The organism is Rhodocytophaga aerolata (assembly GCF_030503435.1).
Classification (GTDB): Bacteria; Bacteroidota; Bacteroidia; order Cytophagales; family 172606-1; genus Rhodocytophaga; species Rhodocytophaga aerolata.
On record NZ_JAUKPO010000007.1, the window covers coordinates 1 to 17775 of the forward strand.

General features: G+C 44.3%; 15 protein-coding genes. 10 read left to right on the forward strand and 5 right to left on the reverse strand.

Annotation, left to right across the window (positions count from 1 at the left end):
• Window positions 1-185 precede the first annotated feature (185 nt).
• Together Q0590_RS13825 and Q0590_RS13830 are read right to left on the reverse strand one after the other, a co-directional pair.
• Window positions 186-743, reverse strand: coding sequence for an Imm7 family immunity protein (locus Q0590_RS13825; protein ID WP_302038146.1), 558 nt, complete (start codon window positions 741-743; stop codon window positions 186-188).
• Window positions 744-802: 59 nt separating this feature from the next.
• Window positions 803-1618 (reverse strand): aminotransferase class IV, encoded by an 816-nt coding sequence (locus Q0590_RS13830; protein WP_302038147.1) that lies wholly within the window; start codon window positions 1616-1618, stop codon window positions 803-805.
• Window positions 1619-1782: 164 nt separating this feature from the next.
• Here Q0590_RS13830 and sdaAB point away from each other — a divergent pair, with 164 nt between their 5' ends.
• From sdaAB to aat, 5 genes are all read left to right on the forward strand, one after another.
• Window positions 1783-2460: an L-serine ammonia-lyase, iron-sulfur-dependent subunit beta gene (gene sdaAB / locus Q0590_RS13835; protein WP_302038148.1), complete on the forward strand. Its 678-nt coding sequence runs from the start codon at window positions 1783-1785 to the stop codon at window positions 2458-2460.
• A gap of 75 nt (window positions 2461-2535) precedes the next feature.
• Entirely contained in the window at window positions 2536-3993 is a 1458-nt protein-coding gene (locus Q0590_RS13840; RefSeq protein ID WP_302038149.1) for a TolC family protein, read from the forward strand.
• 15 nt (window positions 3994-4008) lie between these two features.
• Window positions 4009-5409 (forward strand): efflux RND transporter periplasmic adaptor subunit, encoded by a 1401-nt coding sequence (locus Q0590_RS13845; protein WP_302038150.1) that lies wholly within the window; start codon window positions 4009-4011, stop codon window positions 5407-5409.
• Window positions 5410-5571: 162 nt separating this feature from the next.
• Window positions 5572-6591, forward strand: coding sequence for an NAD(P)H-dependent glycerol-3-phosphate dehydrogenase (locus tag Q0590_RS13850; protein ID WP_302038151.1), 1020 nt, complete (start codon window positions 5572-5574; stop codon window positions 6589-6591).
• 53 nt (window positions 6592-6644) lie between these two features.
• Complete coding sequence (gene aat / locus Q0590_RS13855) at window positions 6645-7244, forward strand: leucyl/phenylalanyl-tRNA--protein transferase (protein WP_302038152.1); 600 nt, start codon at window positions 6645-6647, stop codon at window positions 7242-7244.
• Between the two features lie 56 nt (window positions 7245-7300).
• On the opposite strand, the gene Q0590_RS13860 is transcribed toward aat, so the two are convergent.
• Both Q0590_RS13860 and Q0590_RS13865 read right to left on the reverse strand, forming a co-directional pair.
• Window positions 7301-7876 carry a DUF3575 domain-containing protein gene (locus tag Q0590_RS13860; protein WP_302038153.1) on the reverse strand — a complete coding sequence of 192 codons (576 nt, stop codon included), beginning with the start codon at window positions 7874-7876 and terminating at the stop codon, window positions 7301-7303.
• Window positions 7877-8025: 149 nt separating this feature from the next.
• Window positions 8026-10641, reverse strand: coding sequence for a M1 family metallopeptidase (locus Q0590_RS13865; RefSeq protein ID WP_302038154.1), 2616 nt, complete (start codon window positions 10639-10641; stop codon window positions 8026-8028).
• A 145-nt stretch (window positions 10642-10786) separates the two neighbouring features.
• Between Q0590_RS13865 and Q0590_RS13870 the strand changes: the two genes are divergently transcribed.
• The 4 genes from Q0590_RS13870 to frr all read left to right on the forward strand — a co-directional run bounded on the left by Q0590_RS13870 (window position 10787) and on the right by frr (window position 13386).
• Window positions 10787-11287 carry an acyl-CoA carboxylase biotin carboxyl carrier protein subunit gene (locus Q0590_RS13870; protein WP_302038155.1) on the forward strand — a complete coding sequence of 167 codons (501 nt, stop codon included), beginning with the start codon at window positions 10787-10789 and terminating at the stop codon, window positions 11285-11287.
• A gap of 27 nt (window positions 11288-11314) precedes the next feature.
• Entirely contained in the window at window positions 11315-11725 is a 411-nt protein-coding gene (locus tag Q0590_RS13875) for a hypothetical protein (protein WP_302038156.1), read from the forward strand.
• Between the two features lie 279 nt (window positions 11726-12004).
• Window positions 12005-12715: a UMP kinase gene (gene pyrH, locus Q0590_RS13880; RefSeq protein ID WP_302038157.1), complete on the forward strand. Its 711-nt coding sequence runs from the start codon at window positions 12005-12007 to the stop codon at window positions 12713-12715.
• Between the two features lie 110 nt (window positions 12716-12825).
• On the forward strand, window positions 12826-13386 hold the full coding sequence (frr, locus tag Q0590_RS13885; RefSeq protein WP_302038158.1) for a ribosome recycling factor: 561 nt from the start codon (window positions 12826-12828) through the stop codon (window positions 13384-13386).
• A 135-nt stretch (window positions 13387-13521) separates the two neighbouring features.
• Here frr and Q0590_RS13890 read toward each other — a convergent pair whose 3' ends face one another.
• The gene (locus Q0590_RS13890; protein WP_302038159.1) at window positions 13522-15078 is read right to left on the reverse strand and encodes a M28 family metallopeptidase; all 1557 of its coding nucleotides are present in this window, start codon (window positions 15076-15078) and stop codon (window positions 13522-13524) included.
• A gap of 277 nt (window positions 15079-15355) precedes the next feature.
• Between Q0590_RS13890 and Q0590_RS13895 the strand changes: the two genes are divergently transcribed.
• Entirely contained in the window at window positions 15356-17740 is a 2385-nt protein-coding gene (locus tag Q0590_RS13895; RefSeq protein ID WP_302038160.1) for an ABC transporter permease, read from the forward strand.
• Window positions 17741-17775: the final 35 nt, after the last annotated feature.

A 17775-nucleotide genomic window follows, 5' to 3' on the forward strand; every position in this document is an offset into this window, starting at 1 on the left:
ACTTGAGAGAAGAATAAGGATAAAGAAAACCGCTAAATTTTGTCTCACTACTAATCTGTTATTATTATTTTACTTGTGCCTAATGTAGCAATAATTCCCGCATACCGTGTGCTGTGTTGAGGTTTGCGCTGTGAAGCACAGGTTGGCGGATGAATTTGGCGTTGGCAGCAGGTATTTTCATTCATTTAATCTTTCGGTGGATTTAAGTCATCATACACCTTTTCCACTTCGGAAAAATAGGGAGATAAGAACTTATCCGCTTGTTTGTACAACTTTCCTCGCTTTAAGACATAGACTTGAAATTCATTGTGTAAGCTATCATCTTCTTCATCATGAAAGTATAACATCCCGTAACTTCCTTTTCCTTCTTTGGCTACCCATTCAAATATTTTTAAGGCATAAAACTTTCCTTTATGGTTATGCTGTGTATGTAGGGAGAAACAGTCTAAGCCATTATATACAATTAATTTACAATAATCCTCCTGTAGTAACCAATCATAATTGGCTTGAAGATATTGTTTGAAATGAGCAATGAATTTCCTCTGATACTCTTCTTCCGTATCATAGTCATCATAGCGAAGAGTAATCCATGCGTGTATTTCTATCATTTTCTTCCTTACTTGCTGCCTATTAAGTGAATATACGCAACTCTTAGCAACAGGTGCGTATAGCTGCCCGGATAGACGAATATACGCAACATTTGTAGCAGCAGCATCCTGCACTGATTTCTTAAAAAGTTGCAATCATCAAAAGTATATAAGCTACTTAAACAAAAAGGTCTTTACTTAGCAGAAGTTCTGTTTTACCCGATAGCCAGTAATTCTTCAAACACCGGATGCTTCTCCTGAAATACCTCACCTGCTACCTGCCGGATTACCTGGATGCCTGCCACATTGCAGCAGAAAACGGCTTCAGCGGACAATAAATCTTCCTTAAAGAACAGCCCTTCCTGTATAGGCACTTGCAGCTCAGGTGCTTTTCTAAAAATCTGTTTCCGCATAATGCCTTCAATACAGCCACTTGCCAGCCCAGGGGTATACAGCACATTTTCCTTTATCCAGAATAGATTAGAAGCCACACACTCCGATATATGGCCATATACATCCAGTAAAATCATGTCATGGGCTCCTTTTTGCTTCATGGCTATACCGGCCATTACATATGGCAACGCATTGCAGGTTTTGAAGCGGGAAAGGGGAGAGGCCACCAACCGTATATCTTCATAGAAATATACGTTTTCTTTCACAGCAGAGGCTGTAGCAGAAAGTGTATGCGCGGTTATGCAAAATTCGGCCTCATGGTGAAGTGGGGTATACGTACCGCCGGCTTTCCGCCACATATGAATGCGTATCCTGGCCGAATTTCCCAGATTATTCGCTCGAACAATCGCCTGGATGCTCTCCTGCAGATAAGGCAACGAGAATTGTATAGGTACCTGCATCCCAAAAGCATTTGCCCCTTGCATTAGCCGCGTATAATGATCTTCCAGGAAGCGGGTCTGGCCTTGCTTGTAGATAATGGTCTCAAATAATCCATCGCCATACTGAAAAGCCCGGTTGCCTGGCTCGGGCATCAGTGAAAATTCTTTGGCCCACTCAAAATTATAGATAATATTCATCTGGCTTGCAGCAAGTTGACAATAGTAATAACGCAGAAACAAAGTTCATCTAATCATTTTGCCATTTATCAATAATTATTTCAGGCCCTTAAAAATACTATGTATTATTGAAAAAGCTTAAATTAAGTAAGCCATCCCTATGATATAATCGGCATATTTGTACAATGAGTAGCAGAAGCAGCATTTTTGATATGATTGGGCCGGTAATGATCGGGCCTTCCAGCTCACATACAGCCGGGGTGGTGCGTATTGCCAGAGTGGCCAGACGGATACTTGGCCAGCAGCCAGATGAAGCTACCATTACCTTTTATAATTCTTTTGCCCGTACCTATGAAGGGCATGGCAGCGACCGGGCCGTAGTGGCTGGATTGCTTGATTTTAAAACAGACGATACCCGCATAAAAACGGCGTTTGATCATGCCAGGGAAGCTAATCTGGTGTATAGCTTTAAGTCCGTAGGCAATGCTTCTACCTTGCATCCCAATACAGTGAAGCTGAATTTAACAGCCGGTGGCAGGAAGGTAGAAATAGTAGGCGAAAGCAGAGGAGGGGGGCTGATTAACATTGCCCAGGTAAACGGTTTCCGGGCCGATTTTTCAGCCCAGTTGCATACACTCATTATTACAGCGGAAGATATAAAAGGCAGTATTGCTTTTATTGCGGATGTAGTAGCCCACGATGATTGTAATATTGCTACCATGAATGTTTCGCGGAAAGGCAAGCATGACCTGGCCTGCCAGTTTATTGAAACAGACTCTGGTATCCGGCCATTAACGCTGGAATACCTGCGGAGCCTGCGGTGGGTAAATGAAGTAATCTACATTCCGGATATTGATCTTTAATATATTTGTTCACCCTCCTGCAATAGGAGTATACCTTAAAACATCTAACGACTATCACCTACTTATTACACCCTTATGTCAACTTCTAAATTTTTATTGTTCTGCTTTTTACTCCTGGCCGGCATTGGCAGCACCCAGGCACAAAATCAAAAGACCACCTGGTCGCTGCAGGAGTGTGTAGATTATGCGTTTGCCAACAGTATTAATGTGAAGCGTAGCCAGCTGCAATTCGATGCCGATAGAGCCATTCTGTTTCAGTCGAAAGCGGCTTTTCTGCCAACGGTGAATGCCGGAGCCAGCTACAGTTTTAACTCTGGCCGTTCGCTTGATCCTACCACGCAGGATTTTATTACCCGTAATCAACAGACCAGCAATGTTAGCTTAAATGGAAGCTTAACTCTTTTTCAGGCTGGGCAACGTCTTAAATCTATCAAACAAAGCCAGAGTGCGGCTGAATCCTCTCAGTATGCCATAGAGCAGTCTAAATATACTGTCGGGTTAAACGTGGCTTTATTTTATTTGCAGGTAATCTCTAACCAGGAGTTACTGGCCATTGCCAGAAACCAGGTAGAACAATCTGACCTGCAGGTTCAGCGTACCCAAAAACTGGTAGAAGCTGGTTCTTTACCACAAACCAATCTATTAGACTTACAAGCTCAGCTGGCCATAGACAGAGCTTCATTGGTAACTGCCCAGAATAACCTGAACCTGGCTAAACTCAACCTGATGCAAGCCATGAATTTGCCGGCACAAAATGACTTTGAAGTAGAAACAATTGAGGTACAAGATCCGGCCTTATCCCCCTATGATAAAACAGCTGTAGAAGTATATGCAATTGCCGAAAAAACACTGCCCAGTGTAAAAAGTGCAGATTTATTGGTAGAAAGCAATACGTATGGCGTACAAGTAGCCAAAGGCGCTTTGTATCCATCTTTATCTGCCGTAGCTGGCCTTAATACGAACTACTCTGACCAAAGCCGCTTATTGGACAATCCAAGTTCTGGTGGCCCTAGCCCAACAGGCGAAATTCTAGGTTACGTACGGGGCAACAACGAGGCACCTGTTTTTAAAGAAGCCATTCAAACCACACCAACGGCTACCAGAGAATATCCGTACTTCCGGCAGTTAGGCGATAACCTGAGTAACTTTGTGGGTTTGCGATTGAATGTGCCGATCATTAACGGCTGGCAAACCCGCACACAGATTAGCCGGGCGGTGGTTCAACGAAAGTTAAGCGAACTGGATGCACAAAATGTACGCATTACCCTGCGCCAGGATATTGAGCAGGCGTATAACAACATGCTGGCTGCTGCTGCTTCTTTTGCTTCCTTCAAAGATCAGGTAGCTTCGCTGGAACTGGCTTTCCGCGCTACCGAAAGCCGTTTCAATGTAGGTTTATTGAATTCTGTGGACTATAACCTGGCCAAAGTAAATCTGGACAGAGCCAGAGCCAACCTGATCAATACCAAATATGAATACATATTCAGAACCAAAATATTAGACTTTTATCAGAATAAACCTCTATCTTTCTAATTAAAAACTACCTGAATGGCTAAACGCAAAAAATCCAACAAGTTATTATATATCCTGGGTGGCATAGTGCTGTTACTGGTAATTACAGCGGTAGTAGCTAGGCAGGCGGGGTGGATTGGTAAACCAAAGCCTGTAGAGGTAGAGTTAGCCAAAGCAAAACGGACAGAGATCATCGAAAAGGTAAGTGCTTCCGGAAAAATTCAGCCAGAAGTAGAAGTAAAAATCAGTCCTGATGTGTCCGGTGAAATTACCGAACTCCATGTAGCCGAAGGCGATTCTGTCGTGCAAGGCCAGTTGTTACTAAAAATCCGGCCAGATAATTACCTTTCTGCCGTAGACCGGGCGCTGGCAACCGTTAATAACAACCGCGCTAACCTGGCTCAGGCACAGGCACGCTTAGCCCAAAGCCGAGCACAACTTGCCCGGTCTGAAGTAGAATTTGCCCGCAATAAAAAGTTATATGAAGAAAAGGTAATTTCTGATTCAGATTTTCTGCAGGCACAAACAGATTTTAAAGTGGCTCAGGAAGAAGTGTTATCTGCCGAACAGAATGTGCAAGCATCTAAATATTTAATTAGCAGCGCCGAAGCCGGTTTACAGGATGCCCGCGAAAACCTCCGTAAAACAACTATACTGGCACCGGTTAGTGGCACCATTTCTAAGCTAGATGTAGAAAAAGGCGAACGTGTGGTGGGAACTTCCCAAATGGCTGGTACCGAAATGCTGCGCATTGCCAACCTTAATAATATGGAAGTATTGGTAGATGTAAATGAGAACGACATTGTGCGGGTAAACCTGGGAGATACGGCAGTTATTGAGGTAGATTCCTATGCGAATACCGATAAAAAGTTTAAAGGAATAGTTACGCTGGTTTCTAATACTGCCAAAGCTGCTGCTTCGCAGGATGCCGTAACAGAATTTGAAGTGAAAGTGCGTATCCTTAATGAGTCGTTTGCCGATCTGGTACGGGATAATAAAAAACTGCCGCCTTTCCGCCCAGGCATGACGGCTTCTGTGGATATTATCACCGAACGGAAATCAAGCGTATTGTCTGTTCCCTTGGCTTCAGTTACTACCCGGAATCCTAATGTACCGGTACAAGGCACAGAAAATCCGGAAGGTGGTCCGGAGAATACTAATCCGCCGGCCCGCCAAGTTGCCAATAAGGCCGATGAAATTAAAGAAGTAGTATTTGTACACAATAATGGCAAAGCCGAGATGCGGGAAGTTAAAACCGGCATTAGTGATTTCGAAAATATTGAAATTTTAAGTGGCCTGAAAGAAGGCGACGAAGTAGTATCCGGACCATTTATTGTAATTTCTAAGCGGCTTAATAATGGCGATGATGTAGCCAAAAAGCAAGCTGGCAAAGGAGATAAGAAAGATAAAGCTACTCAGGGCGGACCTCAGTCCTAAGAAGTAGGAAGGCACGGAAATCCCTGCTAAAAAATAGTTTTACCCTGGTTGCGAAAGTCCGGTAGTGGATAACTGCCGGATTTTTTGTTTATACCTGCTGGTCGTGTATATATTTGCATACAGGTTCCGGGTAACAGAGCCTTCAGCATTAACTTTTTACTTTTGAAACCAAAATCCACCTATACCTCTGAGCTGCCCTGCATAGCCATTATCGGCGGCGGAAGCTGGGCCACGGCTATTATCAAAATACTTTCTGAAAAAGAGCTGAAAATTAAGTGGTGGCTACGAAACGAAGAAGACGTAAACTACATCAGCCAGTATGGCCATAATCCGCATTACCTGAGTGATGTACAGATCAATCTGCGGAAAGTAAAAGCCTACACCGATATTCGTAAAACAGTAGAAAAAGCCCGCTACGTCATTATGGCTGTTCCGGCAGCTTTTGTGCAGCAAGCCATGCAAGGGTTGTTGCCGGAGCATCTGGCAGGCAAAACCCTGATTTCAGCCATTAAAGGGATGATTCCGGGCGAAAACCTACTGGTAACCGATTGGGTGGAACGCGACTTTCGTGTGCCGGCAGAGCGGCTATGTGTTATTGCCGGCCCTTGCCATGCCGAAGAAGTAGCCCTGGAAAAGCAATCGTACCTGACCATTGCCTCTCAAAGCATAGACCAGGCTGCAGATTTTGCCAACCTGATGAGCTGCCGTTTTGTACAGGCTTCCCCGACAGATGATGTATATGGTATTGAGTACTGTGCTGTTATGAAAAATATTATTGCCCTGGCCTGCGGTATCACCCATGGCTTAAACTATGGAGATAATTTTCAGGCAGTGCTGGTGTCGAATGCGATGCAGGAGATTAAGCGGTTTATCGATCATATTTACCCCAAACACCGGGACCTGAGTGGCTCGGCTTACCTGGGCGATCTGCTGGTTACAGCTTATTCGCAATTTAGCCGCAACCGTACCTTTGGCAATATGATTGGCCGGGGCTATAGTGTAAAATCGGCACAAGTAGAAATGAATATGATTGCAGAAGGCTATTATGCTGTAAAAAGTATTCATGAGATAAACAAAGAACATAAAGTATCCATGCCGATTACAGAAATGGTGTATAGCATTTTGTATGAAAAAACACCTCCGCATACGGCAGTGCAAGCATTAAAAGAAGTTTTAAGGTAAATTCAGGCAATCATCAGCACATCAGCATATCATTTAATCAGCTCTATCAACATATGTCTTCCAGAAACCCCCTGACGGCTGAACAATTATTATATGGCTATGCCAATGGTGTGTTTCCGATGGCCGAAGGCAAACGTGGCCGCATTTACTGGTATGCCCCAGATCCCAGAGCCATTATTCCCATTTACACCTATAAACCACAAAAATCATTAAGGCCCTTTATTAACCAGAAGAAATTCGATATCCGCTTCAATACTTGTTTTGAGCAGGTAATGCACTACTGCGCAGCCCCCCGCAAGGATGATGATAATACCTGGATATCGGAAGAAATTATCCGTGCCTACACCCAGTTGCACCAAATGGGCTTTGCACATAGTGTAGAAGCGTTTGAAGGCCAGGAACTGGTAGGCGGCTTGTACGGCGTAGCCCTGGGCGGGGCATTCTTTGGCGAATCTATGTTTTACCTGAAACCCAATGCCTCCAAAGTGGCTTTTTACTACCTGATTGAGCAGCTGAAAAGGCAAGCATTTGAACTATTGGATACCCAGTTTATCAACGATAATGTAGAGCGGTATGGTGCGGTAGAAGTAGCCCGAGAAGAATATATGCTGCTGCTGGAAAAGGCCCTGCTGAAGCAAACTTCCTTTTTGTAATGAACAACTGCTTTAGTTGCAGATTTTGGTACATGTACCTGCTGTAGCTAGTCTCGTTAAAAAGCAAAGCCAATGGTAGCTCCTACCCGGAGGCCTGCCGGATTTACTAACCTTCTATTTGCAAGGTCTGCTTCCGAATTGGTAAGTAGGATGTTTTTACTCAGATGAGGCCCAGCAAATAAGTCTATGGATAGGTGCTTGTTGAGCAAAAGCTTTTGATAGCCTACAGTGAAACCACCCCCATAGGCGGTTCTAATTCTATACCCATCATTGTAATAATAAAAATACGTCGTGTTCCAATAATGGTACCTTAAAAACCCGCTTACATACAAACCTTCCAGAGCCATGGTCTGTTTTTTTGGGTAATACTTTACTTCTCCAATCCCTCCATAGGTAGTTTCTGTAGCATTTATCCAGGGAAACGCTACGCCAGGTGTATGAGAGAGGCCTAGTTGCAGGCTCCAGCGTTCACTAAGGGCTCTTTCATAATAGCCGGAAAATGTTAGTACTCCTAAACTTAAAACATTTAGCTTAACCGCATTTTTGGGTTGCGCTTGTAAGCGGTGGAGGCATACTAGAAGAGTCAGGACACTCATTAGAAAGAATCTCTGTAGTAATTTAGCATGTCTCATGTCTGTATAGATCAGGGTTTGATTGGCTAGTTGTCCGGTAGTAGTTATTTCCTATCCATGCGTTTACTGATAGATTTACTACTTTGCAAAGATGACCTACAAACAGAATGAGACCTGTGAGGTTTACAAAACCTCACAGGTCTCATAAACTAGGGCACCATATTATACAAATTCTTTAGCTTCTCATTCTTCTCATTTTCCCGGATTTCTTTGCGGATGGTTTTTACTTCTTCCATCTCTTCAAACAAGCCCAGCCACTGATAGGCCGAGAGCCGCACCTGGTAGGCCGGATCTTGGCGGGCTACTTTTTCCAGTACTTTTATGCCTTCCATCTTTTTTTCTGCCGGAAGTTTGGTAAGGTAGGCAGCAAAGAATTGAATAAATTGCTGTTGCATCTGCGTACTGCCCCCTTGCAGCCTTTCCACAAACCAATCGTAGGCACCTGGGTCGCCAGATTCAGTGTAGTAATAGGCAACGGTGAATATAATATTGTTGTCGGTATACTGTTTAAACTTGGCCACTTTTTCAGCCAGATCTGGTGCTCCGGTTTGCATGTAGGCAAACAGCGAAGCAGCCGCTACGGTATACGACTTATCTTCCAGGCCTTGTGCATACAAAGCTGTATAATCTTTGCCTTCCCAGGAAGAAAGCACGTTAATGGCTTCCGCCCGCACATACGATCTGGGATCGCTGGTAGCCAGGTTTCTGAGCTTTGCTTCCACTGCAGCTGCCTGGGAGCCATTGTATTTTTCAAAACTCTGAATAGCCAACTGGCGCAAATGCCAGAATTTATCATCTAATGCACGGATGGCTATTTTTTCGCCCAGGGAATCCATCGCCGGACGGATGCCGGTAGAATCTTTGGGGTCATCTACGTGGGTAAGTTCAGCTATGGCTTCGTAGCGGGCCAGGTATTTGTCGCTGTTGGCATACTGGAAAGCCCATTCTTCCGGTGATTTCTCATGCATTATCAGGCCCAGTAGCTGCGTTTCTCCGTCAAATAAAACCAGATCAGGTTTGGCAGCAGCTGGAATTTCAATGGTCTGGCTGGCTTGGTTCACAACTACCTGGTGCCGTTCTTTTTTGCCATTCACCCATACGTCTACTTTCAGAGGTAGTTTATAGATAGGTGTATAGACCGAATCTTGTAGCTGATTTACCTGTAATAGTACCTTTCCATTGGTATACTGATGGCTTACTTCCAATTCCGGATGGCCGGGAGAGAGAAACCATTGATTAAAAAACCAGTTCAAATCTTCACCGGTAACTTCTTCAAACGCCAGCCGCAGGTTATGTATCTCTACATCTGAAAACTCATTCTTCTTCAGGTAAAGATTTAACGCTTCAAAGAAGGCATCGTCCCCCACATATTTACGGAGCATATGCAGCACCCTGCCTCCTTTGGCATAGGAATGGCTGTCGAACATATCTTCTTTGTCTACATAATTATAGCGGATAAGCGGTTCTTGCTTATCTTCCGATTCGGCCAGGTATTGGTCTTCTTCGCCTTGTGCATGAAAATCGGCTTCGTCTATGCCATACTTGTGCTCGTTCCATAAGTATTCCGAATAATTGGCAAACGACTCGTTCAGCGGCAGATTTGCCCACGATTCAGTAGTTACCAGGTCGCCAAACCAGTGATGGAACAGTTCATGCGCAATAATGTTATCCCAATGCTCATCCAGCAGCGAACGGTTGTCTACCTGTACGGCTTCCATAAAAGTTACGGCGGAAGTATTCTCCATGGCTCCGGAAACAAAGTCGCGCACAATTACTTGTGAATATTTATCCCAGGGAAACTTGTACTTTAGTTTGTTAGAGAAAAACTCCAGCATTTCCGGAGTACGTCCAAAAATATCTTTGGCATATTTCGCATACGCTGGTTCTACATAATAATTTACAGGTATATTATTCCATTTGTCTTCCACAACCGCATACTCACCTATAGCCATCATAAACAAGTACGGCGCATGCGATTTGTCTTGTTTCCAGTAGTCAGTGCGGCTGCCATCGCGGTTAGTGCGGGAATAAACCAAAGCTCCGTTGGAAAGGGTAACAAAATTGCTGTCTACGGTGATGTACATCTCCTGCGTAGTGCGCTCATTGGGCGAATCAATGGTGGGGAACCAGGCAGAGTTGGCTTCTGTTTCGCCCTGCGTCCATATCTGGCGGGGCTTGTTAGGATTGGAGCCATCAGCATTGATGAAATACAAACCCTTGTCTGAGGTAATGGCTTCGCTGCCTCCTTCTGGCAGTTCATTCGGCTTGGCGGTATATACAATTTCTACCACATATTGCTCTGCACGGGTATAGGTTTTATCTAGCTGAATGGTCAGGTGCTTACCGTCGTACTGGTGTTGCAGCGGCGAGCTTTTTTTGGTTTTCTCATCTAGTAACTTAATTCCTTTAATATCAAACCCTTTGGCATCCAGTATCAACGTGTTTTGCGGATAAAAATAGGGCTTGAAAGTGAGGGTAGCTATTCCATTCAGGTATTGCTTCTGCCAGTCGAAGCTTACTTCCAGCTTGGTATGCAGCAGGTCGTTAAGCTTAGTCCGTTCCGGATTGTATTTTCCTTTGCTGGCGGCCCATGCAGGCAGGGTGTCTGTTTCTGTAATCTCTGCACTCTCCAAACTGTCGGTTGCTGCTACAGGTTCTTCCGTTACCGGGGTATTGGTGTTGGTAGTAGTTTTAGCAGGTTTGGTAGTCTGGCAGGCACTCATTATCCCTACGCAGATAAAGGTATATATGAAATTTTTACGCATATTTGTTTTTACTAGTGAGTATAAATAAATCCTGTAGGGCGTATAGGAAACCAGTGCTAACCGGAATGAGCTGTCTGACCGATCAGGAACTTTACAGGTTTTTCTGTAAAGAAAATGATATTACTTTTCCTAAACAACAAGACTGATGTTCAAAATAACAGTTAACGACCAACAAACCTACGAAATTATACAGGATAATGGGCAGTTGGTAGTGGATGGAAACCTCTTTGCCTGGGATGTACAGCCTGTAAACGCTCATACCTTTCATATATTGAAAGATAACCAGTCGTATACGGCAGAAATACTACAGGCAGATTATGCCAGAAAAGTACTTGTTATCAAGATCAACGGACATATCTATCATATAAAAGCCCAGGATCGCCTGGATTTATTGCTGGAAAAAATGGGTATGGCTAATGGCGGGGCCAGGCAGGTAAAAGAAGTAAAAGCACCAATGCCCGGCCTTATTTTGCAAATACAAACAACCGTAGGCGCCACCGTAAACAAAGGCGATATTTTATTGATTCTGGAAGCAATGAAGATGGAAAACGCCATAAAAGCTCCGGTAGATGGCATTATTAAAGCCCTTCCAGTGAATATTGGTAAGAGTGTGGAGAAAAATCAGGTACTGGTGCAGTTTGAGTAATAACCAACGACTAATAATGAATAACCCATGACGATATACGAAGAGACTGATTTTTATACGATAGCTATTGATGAAGAGGTACCCTGTTTTCATGGTATGCTAAGGGGCTATGCCAGATCCAGTGAAGACTTCCGGGCAGTAATGGTGAAAGCTTATACCTACGCTGCTGAACATGCAAAAAAGTATCCCAGATTTTACTGGCTTAGCGATGTGCGGGATTTAAGAATAGTAATAGACGAGGACATAGCCTGGCTGGTAGAGTGGCTAAATCCCAGACTGGTAGAAGCCGGCATCACGCATATGGCTGCTGTACAGCCAATGAGCTTTTTCGGACAGTTTTCAGTTAATGAGTATGCTGCCATGACTGATCCTTCAGGGTTAGTCATTTCCTTTTTTCCCGATGTAGAAAAAGCCAAAGCCTGGCTGAAAAGTTTATAAAAAGTCAATAAACAAAAAATCTCTGGTGATCAGGACTGTGCTGCTCACCAGAGATTTTTTGTGTACCTACGTAAGCCAGTTTCCACTATTTTTAAATTCCTTCCCCTTCAAAAAGTAATTTCATTATCTTTGCCAGATTTTTATACGTACTTATTTCAACTTTAACGTATAGGAACCGGAAAAGCTCTTAGCCACAGGCCAGTATATTTCTGTGCAAAAACCTGGGAGCCGCCTTCACCGGATATTCCCTGTAACCAGTAGAAATAAAATTAGATATACATGAAATACAAAAGAATCCTTCTCAAGTTGAGCGGCGAAGCCCTCAGTGGTACCAAAGGCTATGGCATTGACCCTAAAGTTTTATTGCAGTATTCGGAAGAAATAAAAAAAGTGATACAGGCTGGCACACAAGTAGCCATTGTAATTGGAGGAGGAAACATCTTTAGAGGAATAGAAGCCCAGCAAGCCGGCATAGACCGTGTGCAAGGCGACTATATGGGTATGCTGGCAACGGTAATTAACGCCATGGCCTTACAAGGAGCCTTAGAAAAAGTGGGCTTATATACCAGAGTGATGTCGGGCATCCGGATGGAACAGGTATGCGAGCCGTTTATCCGCCGCCGGGCTGTACGCCACCTGGAAAAGGGAAGAGTGGTTATTTTTGGCGCAGGCATAGGTAATCCGTATTTTACTACTGATTCTACCGCCAGCTTGCGGGCCATTGAAATAGAAGCCGATGTTGTATTGAAAGGCACCCGCGTAGATGGCGTATACAGTGCCGACCCAGAAAAGGATAAAACGGCCACCCGTTACTCCACCATCTCTTTTGATGATGTATACAAAATGGGCCTGAATGTAATGGACATGACCGCCTTTACCTTGTGTAAAGAAAACAAATTGCCCATTATAGTATTTGATATGAATAAATCCAACAATTTATATAAACTAGTACAAGGAGAACAAGTAGGTACATTGATTAGCATGGATTAATATACTACTCAGTGGGTAGTTATACGTTAGTAGCCTAAGATGCCGTCAGACAAGACAACGCCTCTTTTAAAAACTATATCAACGAAACTTCAAAAAACATACACAAACCGATGGAAGAGATACAACTATTTCTGGAAGATGCCAAAGATTCCATGGAGAAGGCTGTCAAGCACACAAGTATTGAACTGAGTAAAATCCGGGCAGGGAAAGCCATGCCTTCTATGCTGGATGGCATTTCTGTGGAGTACTATGGTACCATGACTCCCATAGCTCAGGTAGCTTCTATCAATACGCCTGATCCACGCACTATTTTAATTAAACCTTTCGAAAAAAAGATGGTGGGTGAAATCAACAAAGCCATTAATAACAGTGACCTGCGCCTGACACCTATGCTGGATGGCGAATTCGTCAGACTGAATATTCCTCCCTTAACCGAAGAACGGAGAAGAGACCTGATGAAGAAGGTGAAAAATGAAATCGAAAGCGGCAAAGTAAGCATCCGCAACATCCGCAAAGACACCAATGAGTCTTTGAGAAAACTGCTGAAAGAAGGAGCTTCTGAAGATGAAGTAAAAAGAGCCGAAGAAAAAGTACAACAACTGACAGATAGCTACATTGCCAAAACCGAAGTGCTGTTGACTAACAAGGAAACTGAGATTATGACAGTTTGATGTTCTTAAACAAGTATATAGTTCAATACAAAAAGCCTGATGTATAGCCAGGCTTTTGTTTTTCAGGAAATGTTCTGGAAGCAGATAAACCTGTTAGGTTTCAAAAACCTAACAGGTTTAGAGTGCTATACTAAATTAGTTTGCTCCGGCGGCTTTGGCTTCCGGCATAGTTTTGCGGGGAAGTTTCTGGTCACGCATGGCGGTGTGGTACACAAAGGAAGCTACAATAACAGCGGCCTGCTTCAAATCTTCTTCCTGTAAGCGTTCGTAGGTATCCATGTTGGTGTGGTGCGTACGGGTGTTATAATCTACCGGATCTTGGATGAACTGGAAACCGGGTAATCCTACTGCATCAAAGGACTGGTGATCGGTGCCGCCAGTATTGCGGATGGTGACTGTTGTAGCTCCCATATCTTTAAACGGTTCCAGCCAGGCCTGGAAAATGGACCGTAATGCTTCGTTCCCCTGCAAATACACTCCCCTGATTTTTCCTGTGCCATTGTCTACATTATAATAGGCGGAAAGCTTGACATGGTCTGGCAGTAATTTCATGGTCTGGGCATCGCCAAAGTGATTTTTTACATAGTTGCGGGAGCCAAATAAGCCCTGTTCCTCAGAGCCCCACAAAGCAATCCGGATCGTACGGCGGGGCTTTATCCCAATGGTTTTTAGTATCCGCATGGCTTCCATCATCACTGCGGTTCCGGCAGCATTATCGGTAGCTCCGGTAGCCGAATGCCAGGAATCCAGGTGGGCACCCACCATCACCAGTTCACTTTTTAGCTTTTTATCGGTACCCGGAATTTCAGCTACCACATTGTAGCCGGTTAGGTCAGTATTGAAGCGGGTTTTGATCTCTGTTTCTATTTCTACTTCCTGCTGTGCTTGCAAGAGGCGCAGCATACGGGCATAATGTTCGGCTGCCATTTCCAGTTCAGGCAATACAGCTGGGGCATCTGCCGCGTAAGAGGCTCCATTAGAAGTAAAATAGGTGCCATGCATGCCGCGCCCATTGGAAATAACCAATGCTGCTCCTTCTTCCATCAGGAACTGGCTCAGTTTCTCCCGCACGGCCCGGCGGGCCCGGTACTCGGCCATGCGTTCTGGAGATAATCCGGAAGAGGAGGGAGCCGATGCTGCAGTACCGGCCATTTCTGCCAGCCGGTCGTCGGTAAAACGTCTGGCATCTGGCTCAAAGGTGGTTTTTATATCAGGAGTAGTTTGCACCAGAATAATTTTATCTTTTAGCTGGCCTTTGTATTGGGCAAAATCTTCTTCTTTCTCGGCATTTACCAGCATCAGTTTTCCTTTCACCAGGCCATTGGTACCGGGTGTCCAGGCTTTAGGCGAAGCAATAAGCGGCTGGTAATAAGGGGCCGTCATGGCTGCATACGATTTTTCAATATCCCAGCCCCGGCCAAACTCTCCCCAGGGTTCAATAGTGGCATTGGCCAGTTGCCAGTCAGCTAATTGCTGGCGGGTCCACTCATTAGCATGCTTCAGGCCTGCGGAGCCGGAAAGCCTTGGGCCAATCACATCGGTCAGGTAAAAAGCCGTTTTCATCACCTGCGAACGGTTCAGGCCTTCGTCTTTAATCTTTTCAATCATTTGCAGGTCTACCGGCTCTTGCTGGGCATAGGCAAGGGAAACAAAAAGCAGCAAAAAGAAAGGTATTATTAGTTGTCTCTTCATACGGGTTAGGTTGTGAGGGTTAAGTAAGGAAGGTTTAAATATATACAGAAGCAATCCTATTCACAAAAGTTCTTAAAAAACTGGCGGGTGTTTGCCATTCAGGCTGGTCTGGCGCATACATTTCATTTGTTTTTGTGTTGTTTACGGACGCCCATTGTATCAGAACCGGACATTTATAAATCCGATAAATTGATTTAAATGTCTGAAAAACAGATATTTGTAAACTTTGCATTATTTTTTCTAGTCATTAATCTGCACCCATCAAACTGAAATAGCCATGCTGAAAAACTATTTGACCATTGCTTTCCGCAACTTGTGGAAAAATAAAGTATATTCTTCTCTCAACATTGGTGGCTTAGCCGTAGGCATGGCGGTGGCTATACTGATTGGACTTTGGATGTATGATGAGTTTTCCTACAACCGTTATCACCAGAATTATGACCGCCTTGTGCGCGTGATGCAGCATAATGTATATAATGGAAAAAAAGAATCTCAGGTATCCAACCCGGCTGTAATGGCTGAAGAAATCCGCCAGAATTATGGCAGCGATTTTACCTATGTTTTGCAGTCATCATGGAATTCTTCACACATCCTAGCCTATGGAGATAAACGGCTTTTACAATCTGGAAACTACTTTGAACCGGCTGTGACGGAAATGCTGTCGCTGAAAATGTTGAAAGGTACGCGTAACGGGTTAAAAGATCCTTATTCTATTTTACTTTCCCAGTCAACCGCCTATGCCATCTTTGGAGATGCTGACCCCATGAATAAAGTAATCCGGCTGGACAGTAAATATGATGTAAAAGTAACTGGGGTGTATGAGGATATACCGTATAATTCGGAGTTCCGGGAGATGAGTTTCCTCTTGCCCTGGGAATTGTATATCAGCAGCAATGACTGGATTAAGAATATGACCGACCCCTGGGGCAGTAACTTCTCGCAGACCTTTGCCCAGGTAGCGGATCATGCAGATATAGCGCAGGTATCGGCAAAAATCAAAAACGTAAAACTCAATAATGTCTCCGAAGAAGATAAAAGATATAAAGCGGAAGTTTTTCTGCATCCAATGAGCCAGTGGCATTTGTATTCTGAATTTAAGAATGGCATAAATGAAGGCGGAAGAATTCAGTTTGTCAGGCTGTTTGGGGTAATTGGTGTATTTGTATTGCTGCTGGCATGCATCAATTTTATGAACCTGGCCACCGCCCGCAGTGAGAAACGGGCTAAAGAAGTAGGCATCCGGAAAACCGTTGGCTCGGTGCGGCAGCAACTGATTTTTCAGTTCTTCAGCGAATCTTTAGTAGTGGTTGTCTTAGCATTCGTCTTAGCGTTGATTCTGGTCGAACTGTCCTTGCCTTTTTTCAATGAGGTGGCTGATAAGCGCATGACGGTATTGTGGACCAATCCACTGTTCTGGCTTTCCTGCATCAGTTTCATTCTCCTAACCGGGTTAATCGCTGGCAGTTACCCGGCTTTGTATTTGTCTTCTTTTCAACCAGTAAAAGTATTGAAGGGTACCTTCCGGGCCGGCCGGCTTGCTTCTGTACCCCGCAAAGTATTGGTCGTATTGCAATTTACGGTTTCTGTTACCTTAATTATTGGTACGGTTGTCGTATTCCGACAGGTGCAGCATGCCAAAGACCGCCCGATCGGGTATGACCGGGATGGCCTCATACAAGTAGATGTGGTGATACCAGAAATCCACAAGCATTGGGAGGTGGTGCGCAATGAACTGAAAACCGCTGGTGCCATTGTAGAAATGACAGAAGCTACCAGCCCTACGACAGACGTATGGAACACCAATGGGGGGTTCACCTGGAAAGGCAAAGACCCGAATCTGGCGCTAGACTTTCCTAATAGTGGCGTAACACATGAGTTTGGTAAAACAGTTGGCTGGCAGTTTGTTGCCGGGCGGGATTTTTCCAGAGAGTTTGCAACTGATTCTTCGGCCTTTGTTATTAATGAAGCTATGGCAAAATTCATAGGCATGGAAAATCCGGTTGGCGAGCAAATCACCTGGGACGACAATTCATACACCATCATTGGCGTAATTAAAGATATGGTGGTGCAATCGCCTTATCATCCGGTGCGGGCAGCACTCTTTCATTTGTCCAAAGACAATGGCAATGTAATTCTGCTTAAATTGAATCCTGCCAAAAATGCCCGGGCATCTCTGAATATTATTGAACAGGTTTTTAAACAATACAACCCGGCTGCGCCTTTCGAATACAAATTTGTGGATGAGCAGTATGCCCAAAAATTTGGTGATGAAGAAAGAATTGGAACCTTGTCAGGGGTATTTGCCGGATTTGCCATATTTATTAGTTGCCTGGGTCTGTTCGGCCTGGCTTCCTTTACAGCGGAGCAGCGGACCAAAGAAATTGGCGTGCGCAAAGTCCTGGGTGCTTCCGTAACAGATTTGTGGATGCTGCTTTCCAAAGATTTTGTCCGGCTGGTATTTATTTCCTTGCTGATTGCAGCACCAGTAGCTTATTACCTGATGTACACCTGGCTGCAGCGCTACGAATACCGCTTGCAGATTTCCTGGTGGATTTTCATAGGAGCGGCAATAGGCGCCTTGCTCATTACTCTGCTTACGGTAAGTTATCAATCCATTAAAGCAGCGCTGGCTAACCCGGTGAAAAGTCTACGGAGTGAGTAATCGCTAATGACAATAAAAAATATCGGCTAATGCCT